The sequence below is a fragment of the Streptococcus oriscaviae genome (genome assembly GCF_018137985.1).
Taxonomy (GTDB): Bacteria; Bacillota; Bacilli; order Lactobacillales; family Streptococcaceae; genus Streptococcus; species Streptococcus oriscaviae.
The window spans coordinates 454,791-476,274 of the sequence record NZ_CP073084.1; the positions used below are offsets into that span (position 1 = coordinate 454,791).

Below are 21,484 nucleotides of genomic sequence, written 5' to 3' on the forward strand. Positions count from 1 at the left end.
ACTCTCGCTTTCTTCTTTTATTTCCTTGTTCAGGTTAGACAGGCTTCAGCCTATCCAAACTTACCTGTGATGTAATCTTCGGTTTGTTTATGAACAGGATTCAAGAACATTTCCTTAGTCTTATTATACTCTATTAGGTCGCCATCTAGGAAAAATCCTGTCCGGTCTGAGATACGAGAGGCTTGTTGCATAGAACGTGTCACCAGTACCATGGTGTACTTCTCTTTTAGACCATAGAGGGTATCCTCGATTTTACCAGCTGAAATAGGATCCAAAGCAGACGTTGGTTCATCCAATAAGATGATTTTAGGACTTGTTGCCAAAACACGAGCCACACATACACGTTGCTGCTGTCCACCAGACAAGCCGAGCGCCGAATCATTCAGACGGTCTTTTACCTCGTCCCAAATAGACGCCCCTTTAAGAGAATACTCAACTGCTTCATCCAAGATATTCTTATCCTTAACACCATTGATCCGAAGACCGTATACAACGTTTTCGTAAATGGTCATAGGGAATGGATTGGGCTGTTGGAAAACCATACCGATTTCCTTACGTAAATCAACAGTATCCGTCCGAGGACTGTAAATATTTTTGCCATTGTAGTCGATTGAGCCAGTCAAGGTTACCTCTGGATTCAAATCACCCATACGGTTGATAGAGCGCAATAACGTTGACTTACCAGAACCAGATGGACCAATCAGAGCTGTAATTTCATTTGGGTAGAAATCAATGGATACACTATTGAGAGCCTTCTTTTTATTGTAGTAAACAGATAGATCTTTTACTTGTAAAATAGGTGATGTCATCTTGTCCCTTTCTAACCAAAGTGTCCTGATACATAGTCACTGGTTGACTTCAGTTTTGCATTTTGGAAGATGTTAGAGGTCTTATCGTACTCAATCAAATCTCCCAAATAGAAGAAGGCTGTGTAATCACTCGCACGGGCTGCCTGCTGCATGTTGTGCGTTACGATGATGATGGTATAGTTCTTCTTCAAATCAAACATGGTTTCTTCCAGCTGCATAGTCGCAATCGGATCCAGGGCCGAAGCAGGCTCGTCCATCAGCAAAATTTCAGGTTTCACCGAAATAGCGCGAGCAATACAGAGACGCTGCTGTTGACCGCCTGATAAGGTCAAAGCAGACTTATGCAAATCATCTTTCACCTGATCCCAAAGTGCTGCTTGCTTGAGGGAGGTCTCAACGATCTCATCTAAAACCTTCTTATCTCTCACCCCTGCACGCTCATGGGCAAAGGTAATGTTGCGGTAAATAGATTTCGCAAATGGGTTTGGTCGTTGAAAAACCATCCCAATATGCTTACGAATCTCGTAAACATTCATTTCCGGCTTATTGACGTCAATCCCTTCATAAAGGATTTCTCCGGTTACTTTGGCAAGATCGATAGTATCATTCATCCGGTTTAAGCTCCGAAGATAGGTTGATTTTCCGCAACCAGAAGGGCCGATAAGAGCCGTAATTTTATTTTTTTCAAACTGCATATCAATGCCCTTGATTGCTTCGTTTTTACCGTAGTAAACATGCAAATCTTTTGTAGAAAGAGCAATTTTCTCCTCTGGGAAGGTAATGATATGCCGTTCATTCCAGTTATATTCTGCCATTTTTTCTCCTTATAGCATAACCTTCTTATGCAGAGGTCAATTTTGAATGCAGTTTCTTACCAATGTAACGCGCTGACAGGTTGAAAATCAGGATAAATACCAAGAGAATGGCTGCGCTACCTGCAGAAACTTGTGTCGCATCAGGAATGGTTCCTTCGCTATTCACCTTCCAGATGTGGACAGCCAGAGTTTCAGACTGCCGGAAGATTGAGATTGGACTGGTAACACTAAGCGGGTTCCAGTTGGACCAATCAAGCGCTGGTGCAGACTGTCCTGCTGTATAAATCAGTGCGGCCGCTTCACCAAAAATCCGTCCTGATGCCAAGACAATACCTGTGACAATACCTGGCAAAGCCTCTGGGATGACCACATGAAGAACTGTTTCCCAACGAGAAAGTCCAAGGGCAAGTCCTGCTTCACGCTGAGTATGGTGCACATGGCGAAGGCTGTCTTCTACGTTACGCGTCATTTGAGGAAGGTTGAAAACTGTAAGTGCCAAGGCACCAGAAAGGATGGAGAAACCATACTCAAATTGAACGACGAAAATCAAGTAACCAAACAAACCGACCACGACTGAGGGAAGAGAAGAAAGAATCTCAATACAGGTACGGATAAAATTAGTCAATGGGCCTTTCTTAGCATATTCAGCGAGATAGATACCCGCACCGGTTGATAAAGGTATCGAAATCAACAGGGTGATAATCAGCAAGAAAAACGAGTTGTAGAGCTGAATCCCGATACCTCCGCCTGCCTTGTAAGATGAGGACTTACTAGTTAGGAAAGACCAGTTTACATGGGGCAGACCACGGAGTAAGATATAGAGAATCAGCGATGTCAGGATAACTACGATAACTCCTGCGATAGAGTAGAGAAGCCCCGTCGCTAGTTTGTCAAATTTTTTAGCGTGCATAGTTTTTCTTACCCTCTCTCGTAATAAATTTCATAATCATATTGAAGACCAGGCTCATAAGAAGCAAGACCAAAGCCAATGACCATAGAACGTTGTTTTGAACAGTTCCCATAACCGTATTACCAATACCCATGGTCAAGACAGATGTCAAGGTCGCAGCTGGTGTAGTGAGTGAGGTTGGAATAACCGCAGAGTTACCAACCACCATCTGAATGGCAAGGGCCTCACCAAAGGCACGAGCCATACCAAAGATAACAGCTGTAAAAATACCTGGTTTAGCCGCATTCAAAATAACGCGCCAAATCGTTTGCCAACGAGTAGCTCCCATAGCTAAACTTGCTTCCCGATAGTGACGAGGAACTGCACGAAGGCTATCTACTGTCATAAAGGTTACAGTTGGCAAAATCATAACAAAGAGTACAAAAACTCCCGAAAGGATACCAAACCCTGTTCCTCCAAACAAGGTACGCACAAACGGTACAACGACTTGAAGACCGATAAATCCATACACTACGGACGGAATCCCTACCAACAACTCAATAACTGGCTGCAAGATACGCGCTCCGCGCTTGGGAGAAATTTCTGTCATAAAGACTGCCGCTCCAATCGCAATCGGAGTTGCAATCACTGCAGATAAAATCGTTACGATGAAAGACCCCATAATCATTGGAAGGACTCCAAAGATCTTAGAACTTGGCTCCCATTTAGAACCAAATAAGAAATCTGTTATTTTCACGCCATCTACAAAGAAGGTTGATAGGCCACGCTGGGCCACAAAAACCAAAATCATAGCAACGATAAATACAATTAAGGCCAGACACAGGAAGGTCAAGACCTTACCAAATTTTTCCAGTCTGGAGTTCTTAGAAGGTGAACTCAATTCTTTGGCAAGCTGTTGATTTTTCATCCCTACTCCTTCTCTGTGACAGTGCCATCAGCACTCTTCACTACTTTCATATCATTCACGGAGATATACCCCATGCTCACAACGATACCTTTTTGCACTTCATCTGACATCATGTAATCGAGGAATTCCTCCGTCAGCCCGTCAGCTTCTCCTTTGGTATACATGTGTTCGTAAGCCCAAATTGGCCAATCATTGGTTGCAACGTTTTCAGTTGTTGGTGTAAAGCCGTTCAGCTTGATTGTTTTAACGGAATCATCTACATAGGCAAAAGCAAGATAAGAAATTGCTCCTGGTGTTTGAGCTACGATGGATTTTACCATACCATTTGAGTCTTGTTCCTGACTTTGAATAGCCGTCTCACCATCCATGATGACACTGTCAAAGGTTGCCCGTGAACCAGAGCTCGCCGCTCGGTTGATAATGGAAATGTCTAGATCTTTACCGCCTAGTTCCTTCCAGTTGGTAATTTCACCCGTGAAGATCTTGCGTAGTTCTTCTGTGGTGATATTATCCACAGTGACCTTTTCATTGACGATTACCGCAAGACCTGCTACTGCCACTTGATGATCCACAAGCTGATCTGCTTCAATCCCCTCTTTTTCCTCAGCAAATACATCGCTGTTTCCAATTTGAACCGCTCCGGACTGAACCTGAGATAGGCCTGTCCCCGAACCTCCTCCTTGGACATTGATGGACTTACCAATGTTGGTTGAACCAAATTCGTCCGCTGCTGCTTCAACTAAGGGCTGCAGAGCCGTAGAACCAACCGCAGTAATAGACTCTCCTCGGTCAATCCATGATGAGCAGGCAGATAAACTGATACCAGCCAAGAAAACCAAGGCCGCCATCCTAAGCTTATGCTTATTTTTCATAATTGTTTTTCCTTTACATTTTTACGCAGAAATTTCCTGCAAACAGCTTGCTTTTACATGCTTTTTACAAGAAATTTCCACTAATCCACTATATCATATAACCTGACAACATGCAAAAGATTTCTGCCTCAATTTCCCTTAAAATCGCGGGTTAAAATCGCAGACCCTTTGGAAAGGCATTTTTTAGGGTTCCCGAAACAATTTTGGCAAAGCCAAGACCGTTGCCATTGACTGCAATCTGGTACCAACCGTTAGGAAGTTCCTGAGACACAGAAACGGTTTGTCCAGCCACATAATTGATAAAGTCAGCTTCTGAAATATCTACTCTTGTTTTGACTTCTTCGCTCCATAAAGCAAGCCCCAGAGCAAAACTAGGCTCAAACCGCTTCTTTTTGAAGACACCGAGGTGAAGACCATTGCGGGCAATTTTGACCTTGGACAAATCAGGTAGTCCTAGTGGTAACAGATAGAGGTTATCACCAAAAACTTGCAGCAAGCCATCCAGCTGCAGATTCAAGTGCTTCCTTGCAAATTCTTGCCAGAGTGCTTGTTGCTCACGATTGAGATTGGATTTCCCTGTTTTAAGCCGTTTACTGCTCGGAGCCCCCTTGTAGCGGAGTTTGGCAACAAACTGTCCCTCTCCCTCAAAGCGATGGGGATACATTCTAGCAGTCTGTGGCAAACCGATTCCCTCTGCCATCCCATTGATTTTTGGAATATCCAACAACTCCATATCGTAGTTATCTAAAAGCCACTGCACAACCTCCTCATTCTCTTCAGGAGCCCAAGTGCAGGTCGAATAGATTAACTGACCACCATCTGCCAGCATTTCAACAGCAGAAACTAGTATTTCTTTCTGCAGTGCAGCACACTGCTTAGGATAATCAAGGGACCAATACTGAATGGCTGCAGGATCCTTTCGGAACATCCCTTCGCCCGAACAAGGGGCATCCAAAACAATCATGTCAAAATAGGAAGGAAAAACCTTAGCCAATCTGTCAGCAGACTCATTAGTAACCACTACATTACGAGCCCCAAAACGCTCAATATTCTCAACCAAGATTTTAGATCGTTTATTGGAAATTTCATTGCTGACTAGAATACCGGCATTGCCCAGAAAAGACAGCAGATGAGTTGACTTTCCTCCCGGAGCAGCAGCCAAATCCAAGACTTTCATTCCTTCTTGAGGAGCTGCGATGTGTCCGACCATCTGAGCAGCTGGCTCTTGAGAATACACCAAACCGCTGACATGTTGAGGAGATTTCCCCGACACCTTACCGTAATAAGACCAAGGCAGCCCTTTAATGGGCTGGTCAAATGTTTCCTGCCTTTCTTTGAGAGGATTGCTGCGAAAAGCGGAAATAGCTTCTTGATGGAAACTCTCAAAAAATGCTGGCGCTTCTGCTCCCAGCAAGTCTGTGTACTTTTCAATAAATTCTAGAGGGAGTTGCACGACTCACACACTCCTTTCACTTCATCAATCTTCACCGTTGGTAAAAAGATAACCAGTTCTCGCCCCTCGTAGGCTAGCTGGCTTCCATCCGGACGAATCAAACTGTAACCGAGAGATTGCCCCAAAATAGCTGCCGCCGCATAATCCCAAGGAAAGGCATTGGAAAAATGAGCCATCAATCGACCAGTGAGAACATGGGCAAAACTAATACCGGCACTACCATAGGAACGGGTACCTAAACTCTTTTCTGCGATAGTGCGAAAACCCAGATTTTCCTGAGCAAATAAGCCAGCACTGATACCAATCAAACCAGCTTTAAAAGGCTTATCTACAAAGCTAGGCAAAAGATGGTCGTTTTCATAGACAGGAAAGCTCCCACCGCCATGATAGAGCTTGTCCTGCATGACATCGTAAATAATCCCAAACTGACCGACTCCATCTTCAAAATAAGCCAACAAGACCGCAAAATCTGTCTGTTGGACGATAAAATTGGTCGTGCCATCAATCGGGTCAATGACCCAAACCTTACCCTGAAAAAGAGAGCTTCTCTGCTCACTTTCTTCTCCGTAGATGCTGTCATCCGGATAGCGGCTGATAATCTGTTGAGCCAGCTCTTCCTGCACCTGTTTGTCCAAGTGGGTCACTAAATCTGTGAAATCTGTTTTTTCTTCAATGAGCAGGTCATCATGGAGGTGCTGGCGCAAAAAAGCTCCAGCTTCTTTTACAATCTGCTGGGCGAAAGCATACTTAGCGTCCAAGGCGAATAACCCCTTTCCCTTTTTCTCGGGCCATTTTGACCGCACGGTAGGTGGAATAGCCAGACACCGCTTCAAAATCACGGTCAATCTGTCGCTCTTGCCCCTTGCTTTTAACCACTGACTTAAATTTCGCATAACGATCTAGCAAGGCCTGAGCCTCTACACCATTTTCATAAGCCTTTTCCACCTGATTCAAAAAAGAAAGCACGGAGGAAATCTCCTCAGTGCTCCACGAAAAATCAAGTGGATATGAATAATTCTTGTCCATATCTTTCTATCCTATTTCTGCTCGTAATGTTGCATTTTTTAGTTCTTGTTTTCGGTAGTTCCGTGGTAGGAAGGCCCGAATCTCGTCCTCGTTAAAGCCAATCTGCATCCGTTTTTCATCCAAGATAATCGGACGGCGCAAAAGACTCGGATAGGTTTCAATCAAATCAATCAGTTGAGAAATAGATAACTCATCTACATCAACATTCAACTTTTGAAACACTTTTGAACGAGTTGAAATCAAATCATCAGTTCCATTCTCTGTTAGAGCCAAAATACTCTTGAGTTCGTCGGCTGTCAGGGGGCTGGTCATGATGTTGTGCTCTGTAAAAGGTACCTGATGACTCGTCAACCATGCTCTGGCCTTACGACAACTCGTACAGCTCGGTGATAAAAACAATGTAATCATAAGCATACCTTTCTACAATTTTTCTCATATATAGTATACACTATAAAAAAGCAATTTACAAGCCTATTTTTTAAGGTTACTTTTTTTCTTGGGTGAGATTATCAATTTTTGCTTCCAACTCCTCAATCATGCGAGACTGGTCAACTAGCTTTTTCATGATAATATCCAGCTTTGACTCTCTTTCCCCATCAATGAAAAAACGTGTGATGGCACTGGTTACCATACCGAAGGTGCAAATCCCGACTAGCATCAGGACAATGGCAATAATCTTGGTAATCCAGTCCTGAGGAACAATATCACCATAGCCTACCGTCGTCATGGTTACAATAGACCACCAAAGAGCATCAAAAATGGGCTTGTCTTCCAAGATAGACAGCAGAATACTAGAAGATACAACTGCCGCAAGGTTTAAGATGAGAATTTTTGATAATCCGTTGGTATTGAGCAAGCTCCGGATAGTATCCCAGAACCGGCTAGATAAGGCGAATAAGCGAGCAATCCGCAAAAGGCGAAAAAGGCGGGCAATTCGACCCAATCGGAAGAATCCAAGGAACTGATCAAAGGGAAGAATGGCAATCAAATCCAGAATATGGGTCTTAATATAGACTTTTCTATCCTCTGCATAGTAGAGATTAGCACAATAGTCAAAGACAAAAATAAGCCATAGACCGGTGTTGCACATCTGATAAATGAGATTGCTTTGTGAGGTAAAGGTCAGCAACTCACCGATAATCAAAATAACATAGACAATGGCTAAGCCAGTCATCAGTGTTTCATAATTTGGATGCTGAATTATTTTTTTAATCATCTTGTCCCCAAGCAAGCGCGACTTGCTCATCTTGCTTCATCTGCTGCATCAGCTCATCAATCCCATCAAACTTAACCATGTCACGAATCTTGTCAAGCCAATAGATGGTAATCTTTTCACCGTAGATAAAACGGTCAAAATCAAAAATATGGGCTTCAATCCTCAATTCCCTGCCGTCGAAGGTCACATTCTTACCAACACTGGCCATTGCACGATACCGCTGCCCTTCAATCTCAACATCGGTCACATAAACACCTTCTGCGGGGAAATGTACCCGTTCAAAAGGAGCGAGATTCGCTGTTGGGTAGCCAATAGTCCTTCCTCTAGCATCTCCATGGACGACGATTCCCTCGGTAGAAAACTCGTACCCCAAGAGCTGATTGGCTTCCTTGACCTGACCTGTTTGAATGGCCTGACGGATGCGACTGGAGGAGATTTTTTCATCCTGGTACTTCACTTCCTCAACAATCTCCACCCGACCATCAAAAAGAGCTTCCAAGTCTGCCACATCTGCTCGGCAATTTCCAAAATGATAGTCAAAACCGGCTACCAAAATGTTAGCATTCAGCCGCTTGAGGTACTTGTCCACAAACTCCTCTGGGCTATTAGAAGCAAAACGACTAGTGAAATCAGTCAAGTAAAGCTTGTCCACCCCATAATCCGCCATCAGCTGATAGCGCTTCTCCTGACTGGTCAAATGGAGGAGCAAGTCCGGTTGAAAACGAGCAAAAGCCAATCTAGGCGACTCTGGGAAGGTCAAGATGGAAACAGTCAAGCCTTCTTGGTCAGCCAACTGACGCGCTCGTTCTAGCAAAGCTTTGTGCCCAAGATGAATCCCATCAAAATACCCCAACACCAAAACCGTTTCTTCTTGTGGGTTTAACTCTTTATAATCTGTAAAACGAAAAATATCCATAGTGGTTTTATTGTAACATAAAGTCCCTGAAAGGCTTATAAGAAAACCTTTCTAGGCTTATAGCAATCCTCTCTCTTTTCTAGAATAGCGACAATTTTTTCCTGATAGAAGGCTGCTAGCACTTCTTGGCTCATCGGTAAGTTAACAAAACGACCGTGGCGGACATCTAGCCATTCTTCATCGGTCAAGTCAACCCTCGTTAAATCACCAATTCCTTTTTCCATAGGCTGGAGAAAAGAAAAATCTTGGTCAGCTACTTTTTGGGCAATTTCTTCTAGCGTCAGGGCATCTTCCAAAACCATGCCGGCAGAACCAGTCCGCTCTAGCTTGGACATGTGGCTAGCGTAACCCAGTCTAGCTCCCAAATCCACAGAAAGGGTGCGGACATAGGTTCCTTTACCACAACGAACTCGGAAGGAAAAGCGTGCGCTCCCATCGTTTAACTCAATGGGGCTGGTTCGCTCAAATTCATGGATGACGACCTGACGGACAGGGCGCTCTATCTCCTCCCCCGCACGAGCATACTCATACAACTTTCGACCGTTGACTTTAACCGCTGAATACATGGGAGGTATCTGTCCTATTGGCCCTTTAAAAGTTGCCATGGCTTGGTCTACTTCTTCCTCGGTCAACTCTGACACAGGGGTGACTGCTACCACTTCTCCAGTGCCATCTTCTGTTGTCGTTGACCATCCAATGGTTATCTCTCCTTCGTAGATTTTTCCTTCTTCCTGCATAAATTCAATCATGCGGGTCGCCTGGCCGACTGCAATGGGCAATACACCCGTTACATCTGGGTCAAGCGTGCCCCCATGACCAATCTTTTTTTCCTGCAAGATTTTACGAAGTTTAAATACTGCATCATGACTGGTCATCCCAGCCTCTTTTTTCAAATTGATAATTCCTGAAATCATACAACCATTATAGCATAGAATCCAGCATATGCTTCCACATTTTTCTATAAGACATTCTGATAGACAAAAAAAAGAAGCTAGAGAATACCATCAAGCATTCTCTAGCTAGTTCATAAGGAGAGGTCGTTAAGAAGGTGATTGCCCATACAAACCAAAACCTCATTGCAAACGGGCGTATTTTCTTATCTCACATATCTGCTTTGTATATTATTATTTTAACATATAATTTTGAAATATCCAACCATTTGAAGACAAAAAGTGGATAAAAATGTTAGACCTGGATAGGTGCCAAAAGTTGCCTTCTTAATTCCTTAAATCTCTTTATAAACCGCTTAATAAAAATGTGATTAGTCCCTCATGCGACTCTCCAGAAAAATTATTATTTATTATGTTAGACACATCAGCGACAAATTCTTTTTTTATATTAAAGTTGTTGTCAGAATAGATTTCTTCGTGATAATCGTTTATTTCTAACTTCACAATTTTGATGTAAAAAGATAAAAAATCGTATAAAGAATCACCTAGTTTGTGAGGGTATTCACCCCCGGAAATGAGCCCATAAACTGGACATTTTTCATCCCGTACATCACAAAAAATTACATCATCTGAAGTAGTATGTGCAAAAATAATGTAATCATTTTTTTGAAATCGTTCATCATGGTGTACCCCAAAAGTCTCTGGTCTAGTTCCTTCTGATTGTATGGGAAGTAGCACAATATCAAAAAATTGATTTCCAAAATAACAATCTTCTGCGAAAGATAGATGTTGGTAGTATTCTAACAATTGACCAGAAATATTATTAACAGTGAGTAATAACGGATTTTCAAGAAATTCTATTTCACCATCAATTCTATTACTCAAATAAAAACACTCTACTAAATCTGGTAATATATTTTTAATTTCCATAAATCCTACTAGCTATTTTAGGTGTTTGGCAGGGGGTTATTTCTCTTTTAAGGCAGCAAACTTGGCCTGCATGGTTGGATTTTTGCGGGTTAGTTTTTTGACAGAAACGTCATCTAGTTTGTTGTTAGCCAAGCGCAGTTGGTTTTCACTGGTGGTCAGGAAGCGTTTGACCTCTTCCATCCGCTTGATAGCTTTGTCGATTTCATCGATTGCTTTCTTAAAGTTACTGCTGGCAGAGTTGTAATTCTTGGCAAAGGCTTGTTTGAAGGTTTCTAGGTCTTCTTCAAAATGGGTAATGTCAATGTTCTGCTCGCGAATCAAAGCTAACTCCTGCTTGTATTTGAGGCTATTTAAGGCTGCGTTGCGCAAAATCCCAATCAACTGGATAAAGAATTGTGGGCGCACCACATACATCTTTTCGTACTTGTGGCTAACATCAACAATGCCTGTGTTGTAATATTCACTATCTGCTTCCAGCATGGTTACAAGCACAGCGTACTCACAGTTTTTCTCTCGGCGATCCTTATCCAGCTCCTTGAAAAAATCTTCGTTTTTATGCTTGGTCTTGGTTGCATCTGCTTCGTTTTTCATCTCAAACATGATGGAGAGAATTTCTACATCATTCTCATCTTTTTCGCGGTAGATGTAGTCACCCTTAGAGCCGCTTTCTGATACGCGGTTGTCTTTTTCAAAGTAGGCAGTTGGGAAGGCTAGGTGGCGAACCTTGTTAAATTCTGCTTCTGCGTAGAGTTCCAAGCTTTCCCCGATAGCCTTCGTAGACTGCTGTGCCTTGAAGTTTTTGTAAAATTCCACCTGTTCATTGGCTGCCTTGAGTTGGAGTTCATATTCTTGCTTGGTTGTAGCCAGTGCCAAGTCACGTTCTTGCTCTTTTAAACGCAGTTCATTTTTGGCCTGATCTCGCTCTTTCTCCACTTGATAAAGGGCCTTTTGAAGCTGATTCTCCTGCTCTAACTTCAGTTTTTCCAGCTGACTTTGTAGCTCTTGTAACTCGCGGTCTTTTTGAAAAAGGGTTTGTTCCAACTCATGGGCGTTCTTATCAGAAAGTTTGTCCAAATCCGCTGCCAGCTTGGCGATTTCCTTGTCCTTTTCTCCTAGTTTGGCTTGCAGGTCGTTCTTGGCCTTCTCAGCTAGGAGTTCCGTTTCACGCGCCAAGCGCTCATGGATTTCTTTTTCAAATTCAGCTCCCCGAACCTGGTCTAGGAGCTGGCTATAAGCAGTTTCGTTGATGGTAAATGTCGTTCCGCAATGCGGGCATTGAATTTGATTCATACTTTCCTCTTTCTTTTGTCTATTTATTATATTATACCAAAAAACACCACAATATGCGGTGTTTGTCATGTCTAACCTTGTAGCTGAAAATTGGGGTAAAAGATCAGCAAGTTTGTTTTTCCAAAACCTCTCCCAAACTAACTGTCTGAGAGAGGTTGCGATTAGTTTTTGGCTGCTTTTTTCAAGGTATAGAGCAGGCTCATCAAACCGAAGGCTAAAAGGATATGACCTACTCCTGCCAAGCCTGAAATTGAAGCATTTAGACCCTTGCTTAACTCCAGAGCCAATACCTGAACGACACCACGAACAAATAACATGACCACCATCAGAATGAGGCCGACATTGTAGGTGTAAAGAAAGCGCTGGAAACTCTTATGAGCAGTCAAATCCAGTCGTTCACTAAAGAGTGCAACCAGAAGAAAGACAAACATCCCTAGGACAAATAGGTGGGTATGAATCTTCCCGAGGCTGGTAACACCTGTGAAGTCATTAAACTTGGTAAATTCCCTATAAAAGACTCCGGCCGCCAAGGCAGCGTAGGCATAGTAAATAGCGATCGAAATATACTTTTTCATCTAAAATCTCCTTTTCTTATCTTGGTAACTTTTTCGTGAAAGAAAGTTGCTCCTTAAACAGATTGGTCATCCTGGTTTTTCCTTCTTTGGTATAGAGGTCTTCCTTCCGCAGTTCTCCCTTGTAAATCAACTCCATAAGCAGGATATAGGCCTGACCTAAGGCAGTTGTAATCAAACCTGCTGTTGTACCAGAAATAACTCCGCCAACCGTTGTTCCGACACCCGGTATCAACTTGAAAAGGTTCCCAACAACTGCTCTTCCCAAGACAGTTGCCCCACCTGCTCCGATGGTGGACGAAACAAAGGCAGTTAGGAAACTCTTGTTCATGTCCAAGCCAAAGATAACCGTGATGGCCGCAATCATGCTGACCTGAGTTGGTATCAGCATGGCTGCATCCGCAAAGGGAAGGGGAACAAAGCCCTCACCGAAGGCGGCAGCTACTGCTGTTGCGACTGCGGCCTGGGCCTGCTTCTTTTTTGCTTCCAGTGACACCTTCTGTAAATTTTGGAGCGTGTCTTGCAAGTCACCTGGTAAAACTTCTGAAAGAACATCAACCAGTTGATCCAAGCCGTAGGCGCGCGCCACATACTCTTCATCAAAGGCCATGTCTTGGGCTAAGACTGGAATGACTTTGGAAATCTGAAGATTTTCTTGCTCAACCAAGCCCTTCATTTCCAAGGCTTTGGATTTTGGTACTCCTTGGGTCAAAACGACAATAACAGGTACCTTGGTAGACTTAGTACTTTCTGTAAATTCCCTCAGCCAAGCGACTTCAGAGCTGTCAAAGGTTCGATTGGCACCTACATTGATACAGTACCAAATACAGTGAATCGCTTGATTGATGTCTTGAGAGCGCAGCCCTTGGTCTATCAATTTGAGAACCTCGTCTTTGACCTTCTTCTGCTGGTCTTGAGATAGTTCAAAACCTGGCGTATCGTAGATGGCTAAAGGATAATCTTTCTTTTCAATCTTGCGAATTTCCTGAGTAACGGGGCGACCTAAGCCTGTTTCCGCAACATTCCCTCGAAATAGGCTATTGATGAGGGTACTCTTTCCTACACCCGATTTGCCAATCACTACGATGTTCAAGGTTTTTAAATTTTTTATCTTATCTGCAATCGCATCCAGACACTGCTGGGCAATTTTATCGGTATCCAGTTGCATCCTATATCCTCCTGTTTATTTGCATCTTGATTATACCACACGGCCTTACTGCTAGCTCTGCTCTTTTCCCAGAAATTCTGAAAGATGCTCCATCTTTCCGGTCACAAACATGGTAAAACTTGCTTGACATACTAGCTGATTTGCTTGATTGCGAATCGTCACATCCACAAGCTTAGTGGAGCGTCCATCGTGGACACAGTGCCCTTCAAGGGTTAGCTGCTCTCCAAGTTCCGCCGCCCGCAGGTAGTTGATACTGGACTGAAGGGTAACGCAGTGAGAACCCATGGAAAACACTGTCAGCCCTGCCACATTGTCGCAGAGCCCAAAGAGATAACCACCATGAGTCTTTCCATAAATATTGAGAGAAGATGCCACAACTTCTGTTGTCAAAAGAACGTGTCCGTCCTCCATCTTCTCCAAATCATAGTTTTCAAAAAATGTAATCGCCGGAATCTTAAACTCAGTCATCCTCTCACCTTTCTTCAGACTAATCTTATCTTCATTATACCATTTAGAAGACCAAAAAGACCCTAAATTGTTTTATTAGGGTCGAAGGTAAGTATTTTCAGTAGACACTAAAATACCAAGGGTATATTTCCATATAGCATCATTCTTGCGATACCTATCAGGATTAAATGGGCTGGATAGTAATAGTAAAATATCCATTTTGAGCCTAGGCTCCTTCCTCTTTCGCCATTGTATGCCAATAGCAAGGGCAAGGACAACAGCGTTCCAAATTGTAGAACACCATAAAACACATCAATAAATACGATATATATCAAGGCATACACACTAATCCAGATAAGGTAATCCAATACCTGTTGTTTTTTATTTCCTCTATGCTGGTAGAGGAAAAATGGCATCATGAGTGCGATGGAGGACCAATCCGCCACAAACGTTACTAGGCACAGAAGAACAATTGCCAATATTTTCATTGGGTTGCTTATCTTGGTATTGTTAAACAGTTTAATCAACAACACTGACATAGCCAAGGGGAACAGGACACTTGTTTTATTAAAAAGGCTGCCCACAAAAACATTATAAGGAATCCCTAAGCCAAAGCAAAATGCAAAATGGCTAATCACTGCAAAGCCAAACAATCTGAGGAAATATTTGTCAATGTCTTTGGTGTAGTAGCAACCTTCTGCGATAAAATACCACATAATCGGTGCTGTCAATCGTCCAAAAAGGTGCATTAAAACTGGCAAGGGCTCCTTAACTAAACCGGGGAACAACAGCCATGCAAGGTGGTCTACTGTCATCGCAACAATCGCTATAAACTTCAATTGTGTGGCAGTTAACTTCATATTTTTCATCTCAATCTCCTGATTTCTTCTTTAGGTGGAAGGTTGTAGGTGCTTCGGAAAGATAATTCTTATCCCCATTGATATTTTAAGTACAACAGGTACCTTACTTTATTTTAGCATTTTTTCTTTTTGTTTTGAACTTTTTACCATTTTACAAAAAATATAGTGCACAAATTACCCGTTTGACGGGTAGTCATGATTTTTCTCTGCGAGAAAAACTGGTTCGAAGCCTTAAGAAAAACCCAGCAACCTGTTTATTGCTGGGGTTCTTATTTACTCATCATTATTCAAGTCAACACTCGGGACGGTTGTGCTTGCATCTGTTGTTGCTTGAAATAGCTCAACCTTTTCATAACCAAAGAAGCTTGCATAAATATTGGTTGGGAATCGCTTGATTTTTTTATTGTAGGCTGTTGCGACTGTGTTGTAGTCCTTACGCGCCACCATAATACGGTTTTCAGTTCCCTCCAGTTCCGTAATCAAATCAGATACCTGCTGATTGGAATTTAACTGAGGATAGTTTTCTGTCAAAACCAACAGACGCGATACAGCTGAATCTAGAGCGGTTTGACCTTCTTGGTATTCAGCAGAACCTTGCTTGCTAGAACCAATCTTAGCACGCGCATCCGCAATCGCTGTAAAGACTTCTTCTTCGTGGGCCATAATTCCCTTAACCGAAGCTACTACATTGGGAATCAAATCGTATCGCCGTTGTAGTTGGGTGTCCACGTTAGCTTGAGCATTTTCAACCTCAGCATAGCTGTCAACAAGACCGTTGTATTGGCCAATAGCTCCTAGCCCCAGAAAAATGAGGGCTAATATAGGGAGTACAATAAAGAGTATTTTTTTATTCATGATATTTCCTTTCCATACATCTGCTACCGTCAGGGCTACCAACCGGATGAGGCGCCACCGCCTCCACCGCCGCCGCCTGACCAGCCGCCACCTCCACTACTGAAGGAACGAGAGGACGACCTTGAGCTACTGCCACTAGAAGCCATCCATAACCAGGAACCTGGCCCACCACGACCGCCTTTTCCCTTATTAGTAACTAGCAAAATGATTACGATAATGACGGCTAGAAAAAGGTAATCCTCACCTTCTTCGCTAGTTTCTTCTTCGAACTGATCCAAGCGAGCCTGAGCCCGATCGGTGCCATAAAATTCATCTCCAATGGCATCCACAATGTAAAGAACACCACTATTATAATCCTCTTCTCGGAAGAAGGTGCGTGAGGATTCCAAAATGCGTTTAGCCTCTACATCGGTCAAAACGGTCGAGGCCTTATCAGACGTTTCAATCCGAAACTCTCTATCTTCTATGGCGATGACAAGAAGAATGCCGTTATCCGTTCCAGCAAAACCCACCTGCCACTTACGAAAGGTAGCGTTGGCGAGAGACTCAATATCCTGAGAGAGGGAATTGGTCACATAGACACCAACCTGTAACTGCTCTGGGGTTGTCTGCCAGGCTTGGTTCTCTGCGTTAATGGTTGCAATCGTATCCTGACTTAGGTGATAGGTTTCATCAACCACCGTTGAATCAATAGGTCTTTCAGGAACATTGGCTTGAACTGGCACTGCTGATGAAACAAGGCTCAAGAACACTAGAACCATTCCCAAGAGCCATATCACGCGCTGTTTCATAAGAACACCTCCTTGCTATCATTATACCACAAAAACCTGCGTGTCTAAGTATTTTTTTATAGAAACTAAGGTCAGGACAATTCATCCTGACCTTGTTTTTATTTAATCAATTCATAAATGGCTTCTGCGTAAATAGCCGCGGCACGGTAGAGTTGCTCTACTTCGATAAATTCGTTGGCTTGGTGCATGGTGTTGACATCACCTGGGAACATAGCTCCGTAGGCGACACCACGTTTGAGTAGACGTCCAAAGGTACCACCACCGATTACTTGCTCGTGACCTTTTAGTCCTGTATGCTTTTCATAAACAGACAAGAGGGTTGCGACCATTGGGTCATCGATTGGGCAATAGTGCGGAGTGTGTCCATGTTCAGACAGGCTAACAGCTTCTACTCCTAGGGTTTCCAAACCAGCCTTGATAGCTTCTGGAGAGGTGTTTTTTGGATAGCGGAAATTGAGAGCAATGGTGTTGTCAGATGACGTTTCGTCAAACTTGAAGACACCTGCATTCATAGAGAGGGCCCCCATTTGCTCATCGTAAATGGCTACGCCGAGTTTTTTGGCATCGTGGTCTTCAAGAAGCACTTGTCCAGCCAAGTCTAGGTAAGCTTTGGCTGCTCCGTCAAAGGCAAATTGGCTGAGGAATTTAGCCAAGTAAGTTGCACCGTTGACACCTTCTTCTGGGGTTGAACCGTGGGCTGATTTTCCAATGACGGTTACTTGTACCTGTCCGTTTTCAAGGGTTTCCGCGTCAGCTTTTAGGCCGTAAGTGGCTGTGAATGCTGCCAACTTGCTGTCTAGATCTGCTAGGTCGCCGGAAATAATAGCTGTCGCAGACTCAGGTACCATGTTCTCACGCAAACCGCCTGCGAAGGAATGCAGTTTGGTAGCTCCGCTGTTTTCCCCCGCAAAATGCAAATAAGCTGTGATATTGCCTTTTTCGCCGTTGATAATCGGGAACTCGGCATCTGGAGAGAAACCTAAATCTGGCAGAGGAAGGCCGACATGCTTGAAATAATAATCCATATCTGCCCAGCCTGACTCTTCGTCCGTACCGACGATGAATCGGACTTTTTTCGACGTTGGAAGGCCTAGCTCCTTGATGATTTTCAAGCCGTAGTAACAAGCCATGGTTGGCCCCTTGTCATCAGAGGAGCCACGGGCAAAGAGTTTGCCGTCGATGATTTGCGGCTCATAAGGGTCGGTGTTCCATCCGCTTCCAGCTGGCACCACATCTAGGTGACCGAAGATACCGAGGACTTCATCCCCCTCGCCAAATTCAAAATGACCTGCGTAGTTGTCAACATTCTTAGTCGGATAGCCGTCGCGCTCAGCAATTTCAAGGAATTTGTCCAAGGCACGCACAGGGCCAGGGCCAAATGGGTGCTGGGCATCCGCTAGGCTATCATCCCGCTCGGAATTGATCGCCAAAAGGTCAAACAAATCCGCCATAAATTCGTCTTTGCGTTTATCAACTTCTGATCTAAAATTGATTGTCATATGTTCTCCTTTTCAGTATGAAAGTAAGTCTATTTTATCATAATTTTGCTAACTTCACCGCTAAAAAATGACCTTTCAAGAAGAAAGATCATTTGCCTTGGTTTATCTTAATGTCCATGCTCTTCTGCTTCTTCCGCAGCGATAGCAATGGCTTGGGTTTCATGAACTGTTCCGTGAGCGTGGTGGGCAGGGCCATAGATAGAGTAGATTTTAAGGTCTTCTTGGCCGATGTTGATAACATTATGGTAGGCACCGTTTGGAATCAAGATAGCATCTTCTGGCCCAACTTCTGTATCCAAGATAATCTTGTCAGCTGACTCACCCATGAGGACACGGCCCTGGCCTTGCTCAATGCGGAGAAATTGGTCATTTTCATTATGAACTTCGGCACCAATATCACCGCCAACTGGGATGGACATGAGGGTTACTTGCAAAAGCTCCCCTGTCCAAAGGGCTGTGCGGTAGTTGGTGTTTTCAAGTGTCGCTGTTTCAATGTTGGTTACAAATGGCTCTTTGCCGTAGTCTTTTGTTGTCATAGTATTTTACCTCTAAATTAGAATTGCTCCAAACTTTATTTAGAAAAATTCTAATTATACTCTTTTTAAAACACAAGTCAAGCTTTTTTAGAAACATTATAATTTTTAGAAAATACAAGAGCAACAGAATGAGAAAAAGCCACCTTTCGGTAGCTTGTTTCTACAATTTAATGGATAAATTTGCCAAATAATCCCTGCCAAACTGACTGAGCCGATTTCTCTTGTCCTTTGATTCATAAAAATCTATCATTGCAAAGCCTGCCTTTAATTGACCAGCAATCTGTTCCTCTAGGGTATGGCTAAATTCATAGCCAAATTCGGGGTTGATGGTGATTTCTCCTGCTTCTTCTAGTTGACGTGAGTTGAAGGGCAGGGGATATATTGGAGTCAAGGCTTTGTCTGGATGGTCCCACACATCGTCAGCGTCAAAGACATACATCCAGGGATTCATATAGCCGACCATGAGAAGCCTGCCCTTCTTCAAGACCCGATAGGATTCCTGCCACATATTGGTCAAGTCTTCGATATAGACATTTGACACAGGGCAAAAAATGATGTCAAAGCTTTCATCCTCAAAGGGGAAGGCCTGGGTCATATCCGCCTCAACTGTCTGCATGTCCAGATTTTCTCGCTCCGCAACTAGTCTATCCTTTGCCAGCTGTTCCTTGGAAAAGTCCATGATGGTCGTTTCATAGCCATGGGCTGCAAAAATGGGCCCTTGCTGACCGCCGCCACAAGCCAGCCCCAGTAATTTCTTCCCCGGAGCTTTTTCAAACCAGTCCAGCGGAACAGCCTTTCCAACTGTCAAGGATACTTGAAGGGGGCTATTCTTGGCAGCCACAAACTCCTCATGACTGATAGGAATCGTATAACTATTTCCCTGCCTACCTGAAACCCGATTCCAGCGTTCCTGATTGTAGTTTACATAATTGGTCATTTTCTTTCCTCTTTCTGAGGTCTAGTCAGTCTGACCTCGTTCTAAATTCTTCATTTTATTTACCTCCTTTACTATGCTGATTCTATTATGACACAAGCGAGAAGAAAAAGCCACCTTACGGTGGCTTCAAATACATTAGGTTTTCCATTTACTTTTCATACTAGGCAGCGAGGTGCAGGTTATACTAAGGTATAGCAAGCCGAGCTAAGGAAGTAATAAAAGAAAAATGGGAAGACTAAAAGTCGTTAAAGTCCCAAATATCATCTACCCAACCCTCATAGAAGTCTGGCTCGTGGCAGACCATGAGGATGGAGCCCTTGTAGGCTTGGAGGGCCCGCTTGAGTTCGTCCTTGGCATCCACATCCAGGTGGTTAGTGGGCTCGTCAAGGACTAGGACATTGTTTTCCCGGTTCATCAGCAAGCAGAACCGAACCTTGGCCTGCTCCCCACCAGATAAGACTTGGATCTGGCTTTCGATATGCTTGGAAGTCAGGCCACAGCGAGCTAGGGCTGCGCGCACTTCTGCCTGATTGAGGGCCGGAAAGGTGTCCCAGACTGCTTCCAGCGGTGTCTGGCGGTTGCCGCCTGCTACCTCCTGCTCGAAATAGCCCAGCTCCAGATATTCACCTCGCTCCACCGAGCCACCCAGCGGTGGGATAAGGCCAAGCAGGCTCTTGAGAAGGGTGGATTTCCCGATACCGTTGGCACCGACGATGGCAATCTTCTGATTGCGCTCAAAAGTGAGATTAAGGGGTTTGCGGGTCAGAACGCGGTCATAGCCAATTTCCAAATCAGTTGCCTGGAAGATAAAGCGGCTCGGAGTCCGTGCCATTTTGAAATCAAAGGAAGGCTTTGGTTTTTCAGCCTGAAGCTCGATGATTTCCATCTTGTCCAATTTCTTCTGACGGGACATGGCCATATTCCGAGTGGCGACACGGGCCTTGTTACGGTTGACAAAGTCCTGCAAGTCGGCAATTTCCTTTTGCTGACGCTCATAGGCTGCCTCCAACTGGGCCCGCTTCATAGCATGCACTTCTTGGAATTTCCAGAATAGCGGGTCAAAAGCTGATTTTCCACATGATAAACAATGTTAATGACATCGTTCAAAAAAGGAATATCGTGAGAAATCAAGACAAAGGCATTTTCATAGTTTTGCAGGTAGCGCTTGAGCCAGTCAATATGCTCTGCATCCAGGTAGTTGGTCGGCTCGTCCAGGAGCAGGATGTCTGGTTTTTCCAAGAGGAGCTTGGCCAGAAGAATCTTGGTCCGTTGTCCGCCAGACAACTCGGTAACATCCGTGTCCATGCCATAATCCATGACACCCAAGGCACGCGCCACCTCGTCAATCTTGGCATCAAGGGTATAAAAATCACGGCTTTCCAAGCGGTCTTGGAGTTCTCCAACCTCTTCCATAAGGGCATCCATATCGGCCCCTTCTTCTGCCATGGACATGTAAATGTCATTGATACGGCTTTCCGTCTTAAAGAGTTCATCAAAAGCGGTCCGCAGGACATCACGGACAGACTGCCCTTTTTCCAACTTGGCATGCTGGTCCAAGTAACCTGCGGTCACATAGCGGGACCATTCGACCTTACCCTCATCAGGCTGCAACTGCCCCGTCACGATGGACATGAAGGTCGATTTTCCTTCACCGTTGGCACCAACAAGGCCGATGTGCTCGCCCTTGAGCAGGCGGAAGGAGACATTTTCAAAAATGGCCCGATCACCAAAGCCATGGCTCAAATTTTTAACTTCTAAAATACTCATACTTTCCTCACAAAAGAG

23 protein-coding genes and 1 pseudogene are annotated in these 21,484 nt (G+C 43.9%); all 24 read right to left on the minus strand.

Annotation, left to right across the window (positions count from 1 at the left end):
• Window positions 1-50: 50 nt before the first annotated feature.
• The 24 genes and pseudogenes from pstB (INT76_RS02195) to INT76_RS02310 all read right to left on the minus strand — a co-directional run bounded on the left by pstB (INT76_RS02195) (window position 51) and on the right by INT76_RS02310 (window position 21,466).
• Window positions 51-809, minus strand: coding sequence for a phosphate ABC transporter ATP-binding protein PstB (gene pstB / locus INT76_RS02195; RefSeq protein ID WP_212571712.1), 759 nt, complete (start codon window positions 807-809; stop codon window positions 51-53).
• An 11-nt stretch (window positions 810-820) separates the two neighbouring features.
• On the minus strand, window positions 821-1,624 hold the full coding sequence (gene pstB, locus INT76_RS02200) for a phosphate ABC transporter ATP-binding protein PstB (RefSeq protein WP_212571715.1): 804 nt from the start codon (window positions 1,622-1,624) through the stop codon (window positions 821-823).
• Window positions 1,625-1,649: 25 nt separating this feature from the next.
• Entirely contained in the window at window positions 1,650-2,534 is an 885-nt protein-coding gene (gene pstA / locus INT76_RS02205) for a phosphate ABC transporter permease PstA (RefSeq protein ID WP_212571717.1), read from the minus strand.
• Window positions 2,524-3,441, minus strand: coding sequence for a phosphate ABC transporter permease subunit PstC (pstC, locus tag INT76_RS02210; protein ID WP_212571719.1), 918 nt, complete (start codon window positions 3,439-3,441; stop codon window positions 2,524-2,526). The genes pstA and pstC overlap by 11 nt, the downstream gene beginning before the upstream one ends.
• A 2-nt stretch (window positions 3,442-3,443) precedes the next feature.
• On the minus strand, window positions 3,444-4,313 hold the full coding sequence (locus tag INT76_RS02215; protein ID WP_212571730.1) for a phosphate ABC transporter substrate-binding protein PstS family protein: 870 nt from the start codon (window positions 4,311-4,313) through the stop codon (window positions 3,444-3,446).
• 151 nt (window positions 4,314-4,464) lie between these two features.
• A complete protein-coding gene (locus INT76_RS02220) occupies window positions 4,465-5,766 on the minus strand; it encodes an RsmF rRNA methyltransferase first C-terminal domain-containing protein (protein WP_212571740.1) in 1,302 nt (433 codons plus the stop codon).
• Window positions 5,751-6,524 carry an inositol monophosphatase family protein gene (locus tag INT76_RS02225; RefSeq protein WP_212571742.1) on the minus strand — a complete coding sequence of 258 codons (774 nt, stop codon included), beginning with the start codon at window positions 6,522-6,524 and terminating at the stop codon, window positions 5,751-5,753. Before INT76_RS02225 ends, INT76_RS02220 begins: the two co-directional genes overlap by 16 nt.
• The gene (locus tag INT76_RS02230; RefSeq protein WP_212571744.1) at window positions 6,514-6,792 is read right to left on the minus strand and encodes a UPF0223 family protein; all 279 of its coding nucleotides are present in this window, start codon (window positions 6,790-6,792) and stop codon (window positions 6,514-6,516) included. The genes INT76_RS02225 and INT76_RS02230 overlap by 11 nt, the downstream gene beginning before the upstream one ends.
• A 6-nt stretch (window positions 6,793-6,798) precedes the next feature.
• Complete coding sequence (gene spxA, locus INT76_RS02235) at window positions 6,799-7,200, minus strand: transcriptional regulator SpxA (RefSeq protein WP_212571746.1); 402 nt, start codon at window positions 7,198-7,200, stop codon at window positions 6,799-6,801.
• 76 nt (window positions 7,201-7,276) lie between these two features.
• Window positions 7,277-8,008 carry a potassium channel family protein gene (locus tag INT76_RS02240; protein ID WP_212571748.1) on the minus strand — a complete coding sequence of 244 codons (732 nt, stop codon included), beginning with the start codon at window positions 8,006-8,008 and terminating at the stop codon, window positions 7,277-7,279.
• Window positions 8,001-8,924 (minus strand): bifunctional riboflavin kinase/FAD synthetase, encoded by a 924-nt coding sequence (locus tag INT76_RS02245; RefSeq protein ID WP_212571763.1) that lies wholly within the window; start codon window positions 8,922-8,924, stop codon window positions 8,001-8,003. The genes INT76_RS02240 and INT76_RS02245 overlap by 8 nt, the downstream gene beginning before the upstream one ends.
• 35 nt (window positions 8,925-8,959) lie before the next feature.
• The gene (truB, locus tag INT76_RS02250; protein ID WP_212572994.1) at window positions 8,960-9,835 is read right to left on the minus strand and encodes a tRNA pseudouridine(55) synthase TruB; all 876 of its coding nucleotides are present in this window, start codon (window positions 9,833-9,835) and stop codon (window positions 8,960-8,962) included.
• 324 nt (window positions 9,836-10,159) lie between these two features.
• Window positions 10,160-10,744 (minus strand): hypothetical protein, encoded by a 585-nt coding sequence (locus tag INT76_RS02255; protein WP_212571765.1) that lies wholly within the window; start codon window positions 10,742-10,744, stop codon window positions 10,160-10,162.
• A gap of 36 nt (window positions 10,745-10,780) precedes the next feature.
• Window positions 10,781-12,034, minus strand: coding sequence for a DUF2130 domain-containing protein (locus INT76_RS02260; RefSeq protein WP_212571767.1), 1,254 nt, complete (start codon window positions 12,032-12,034; stop codon window positions 10,781-10,783).
• 161 nt (window positions 12,035-12,195) lie between these two features.
• Entirely contained in the window at window positions 12,196-12,609 is a 414-nt protein-coding gene (locus tag INT76_RS02265) for a DUF2871 domain-containing protein (RefSeq protein WP_212571769.1), read from the minus strand.
• A 16-nt stretch (window positions 12,610-12,625) separates the two neighbouring features.
• On the minus strand, window positions 12,626-13,774 hold the full coding sequence (locus INT76_RS02270; RefSeq protein WP_212571771.1) for a YcjF family protein: 1,149 nt from the start codon (window positions 13,772-13,774) through the stop codon (window positions 12,626-12,628).
• A 51-nt stretch (window positions 13,775-13,825) separates the two neighbouring features.
• The gene (locus INT76_RS02275) at window positions 13,826-14,242 is read right to left on the minus strand and encodes a PaaI family thioesterase (protein WP_212571773.1); all 417 of its coding nucleotides are present in this window, start codon (window positions 14,240-14,242) and stop codon (window positions 13,826-13,828) included.
• Window positions 14,243-14,349: 107 nt separating this feature from the next.
• Window positions 14,350-15,090 (minus strand): TraX family protein, encoded by a 741-nt coding sequence (locus INT76_RS02280; RefSeq protein WP_212571775.1) that lies wholly within the window; start codon window positions 15,088-15,090, stop codon window positions 14,350-14,352.
• 264 nt (window positions 15,091-15,354) lie between these two features.
• Complete coding sequence (locus INT76_RS02285) at window positions 15,355-15,936, minus strand: LemA family protein (protein WP_212571777.1); 582 nt, start codon at window positions 15,934-15,936, stop codon at window positions 15,355-15,357.
• Between the two features lie 35 nt (window positions 15,937-15,971).
• Complete coding sequence (locus INT76_RS02290; protein WP_212571779.1) at window positions 15,972-16,727, minus strand: TPM domain-containing protein; 756 nt, start codon at window positions 16,725-16,727, stop codon at window positions 15,972-15,974.
• Between the two features lie 98 nt (window positions 16,728-16,825).
• Entirely contained in the window at window positions 16,826-18,226 is a 1,401-nt protein-coding gene (gene pepV / locus INT76_RS02295; protein ID WP_212571781.1) for a dipeptidase PepV, read from the minus strand.
• 107 nt (window positions 18,227-18,333) lie between these two features.
• Window positions 18,334-18,762: a cupin domain-containing protein gene (locus INT76_RS02300; protein ID WP_212571783.1), complete on the minus strand. Its 429-nt coding sequence runs from the start codon at window positions 18,760-18,762 to the stop codon at window positions 18,334-18,336.
• A gap of 160 nt (window positions 18,763-18,922) precedes the next feature.
• A complete protein-coding gene (locus INT76_RS02305; RefSeq protein ID WP_212571785.1) occupies window positions 18,923-19,699 on the minus strand; it encodes a class I SAM-dependent methyltransferase in 777 nt (258 codons plus the stop codon).
• A gap of 235 nt (window positions 19,700-19,934) precedes the next feature.
• Window positions 19,935-21,466: pseudogene (locus INT76_RS02310) on the minus strand (ABC-F family ATP-binding cassette domain-containing protein).
• Window positions 21,467-21,484: the final 18 nt, after the last annotated feature.

Bases quoted from the DNA above. Each gene is read 5' to 3' on its own strand.
- INT76_RS02290 (WP_212571779.1), bottom strand. From the start codon at position 16,727: ATGAAACAGCGCGTGATATGGCTCTTGGGAATGGTTCTAGTGTTCTTG.
- INT76_RS02300 (WP_212571783.1), bottom strand. From the start codon at position 18,762: ATGACAACAAAAGACTACGGCAAAGAGCCATTTGTAACCAACATTGAA.
- INT76_RS02255 (WP_212571765.1), bottom strand. From the start codon at position 10,744: ATGGAAATTAAAAATATATTACCAGATTTAGTAGAGTGTTTTTATTTG.
- spxA (WP_212571746.1), bottom strand. From the start codon at position 7,200: ATGATTACATTGTTTTTATCACCGAGCTGTACGAGTTGTCGTAAGGCC.
- pstB (WP_212571715.1), bottom strand. From the start codon at position 1,624: ATGGCAGAATATAACTGGAATGAACGGCATATCATTACCTTCCCAGAG.
- INT76_RS02260 (WP_212571767.1), bottom strand. From the start codon at position 12,034: ATGAATCAAATTCAATGCCCGCATTGCGGAACGACATTTACCATCAAC.
- INT76_RS02240 (WP_212571748.1), bottom strand. From the start codon at position 8,008: ATGATTAAAAAAATAATTCAGCATCCAAATTATGAAACACTGATGACT.
- INT76_RS02230 (WP_212571744.1), bottom strand. From the start codon at position 6,792: ATGGACAAGAATTATTCATATCCACTTGATTTTTCGTGGAGCACTGAG.
- INT76_RS02265 (WP_212571769.1), bottom strand. From the start codon at position 12,609: ATGAAAAAGTATATTTCGATCGCTATTTACTATGCCTACGCTGCCTTG.
- INT76_RS02215 (WP_212571730.1), bottom strand. From the start codon at position 4,313: ATGAAAAATAAGCATAAGCTTAGGATGGCGGCCTTGGTTTTCTTGGCT.
- INT76_RS02275 (WP_212571773.1), bottom strand. From the start codon at position 14,242: ATGACTGAGTTTAAGATTCCGGCGATTACATTTTTTGAAAACTATGAT.
- pstC (WP_212571719.1), bottom strand. From the start codon at position 3,441: ATGAAAAATCAACAGCTTGCCAAAGAATTGAGTTCACCTTCTAAGAAC.
- pstA (WP_212571717.1), bottom strand. From the start codon at position 2,534: ATGCACGCTAAAAAATTTGACAAACTAGCGACGGGGCTTCTCTACTCT.
- INT76_RS02305 (WP_212571785.1), bottom strand. From the start codon at position 19,699: ATGACCAATTATGTAAACTACAATCAGGAACGCTGGAATCGGGTTTCA.
- INT76_RS02270 (WP_212571771.1), bottom strand. From the start codon at position 13,774: ATGCAACTGGATACCGATAAAATTGCCCAGCAGTGTCTGGATGCGATT.
- INT76_RS02245 (WP_212571763.1), bottom strand. From the start codon at position 8,924: ATGGATATTTTTCGTTTTACAGATTATAAAGAGTTAAACCCACAAGAA.
- pstB (WP_212571712.1), bottom strand. From the start codon at position 809: ATGACATCACCTATTTTACAAGTAAAAGATCTATCTGTTTACTACAAT.
- INT76_RS02285 (WP_212571777.1), bottom strand. From the start codon at position 15,936: ATGAATAAAAAAATACTCTTTATTGTACTCCCTATATTAGCCCTCATT.
- pepV (WP_212571781.1), bottom strand. From the start codon at position 18,226: ATGACAATCAATTTTAGATCAGAAGTTGATAAACGCAAAGACGAATTT.
- INT76_RS02280 (WP_212571775.1), bottom strand. From the start codon at position 15,090: ATGAAAAATATGAAGTTAACTGCCACACAATTGAAGTTTATAGCGATT.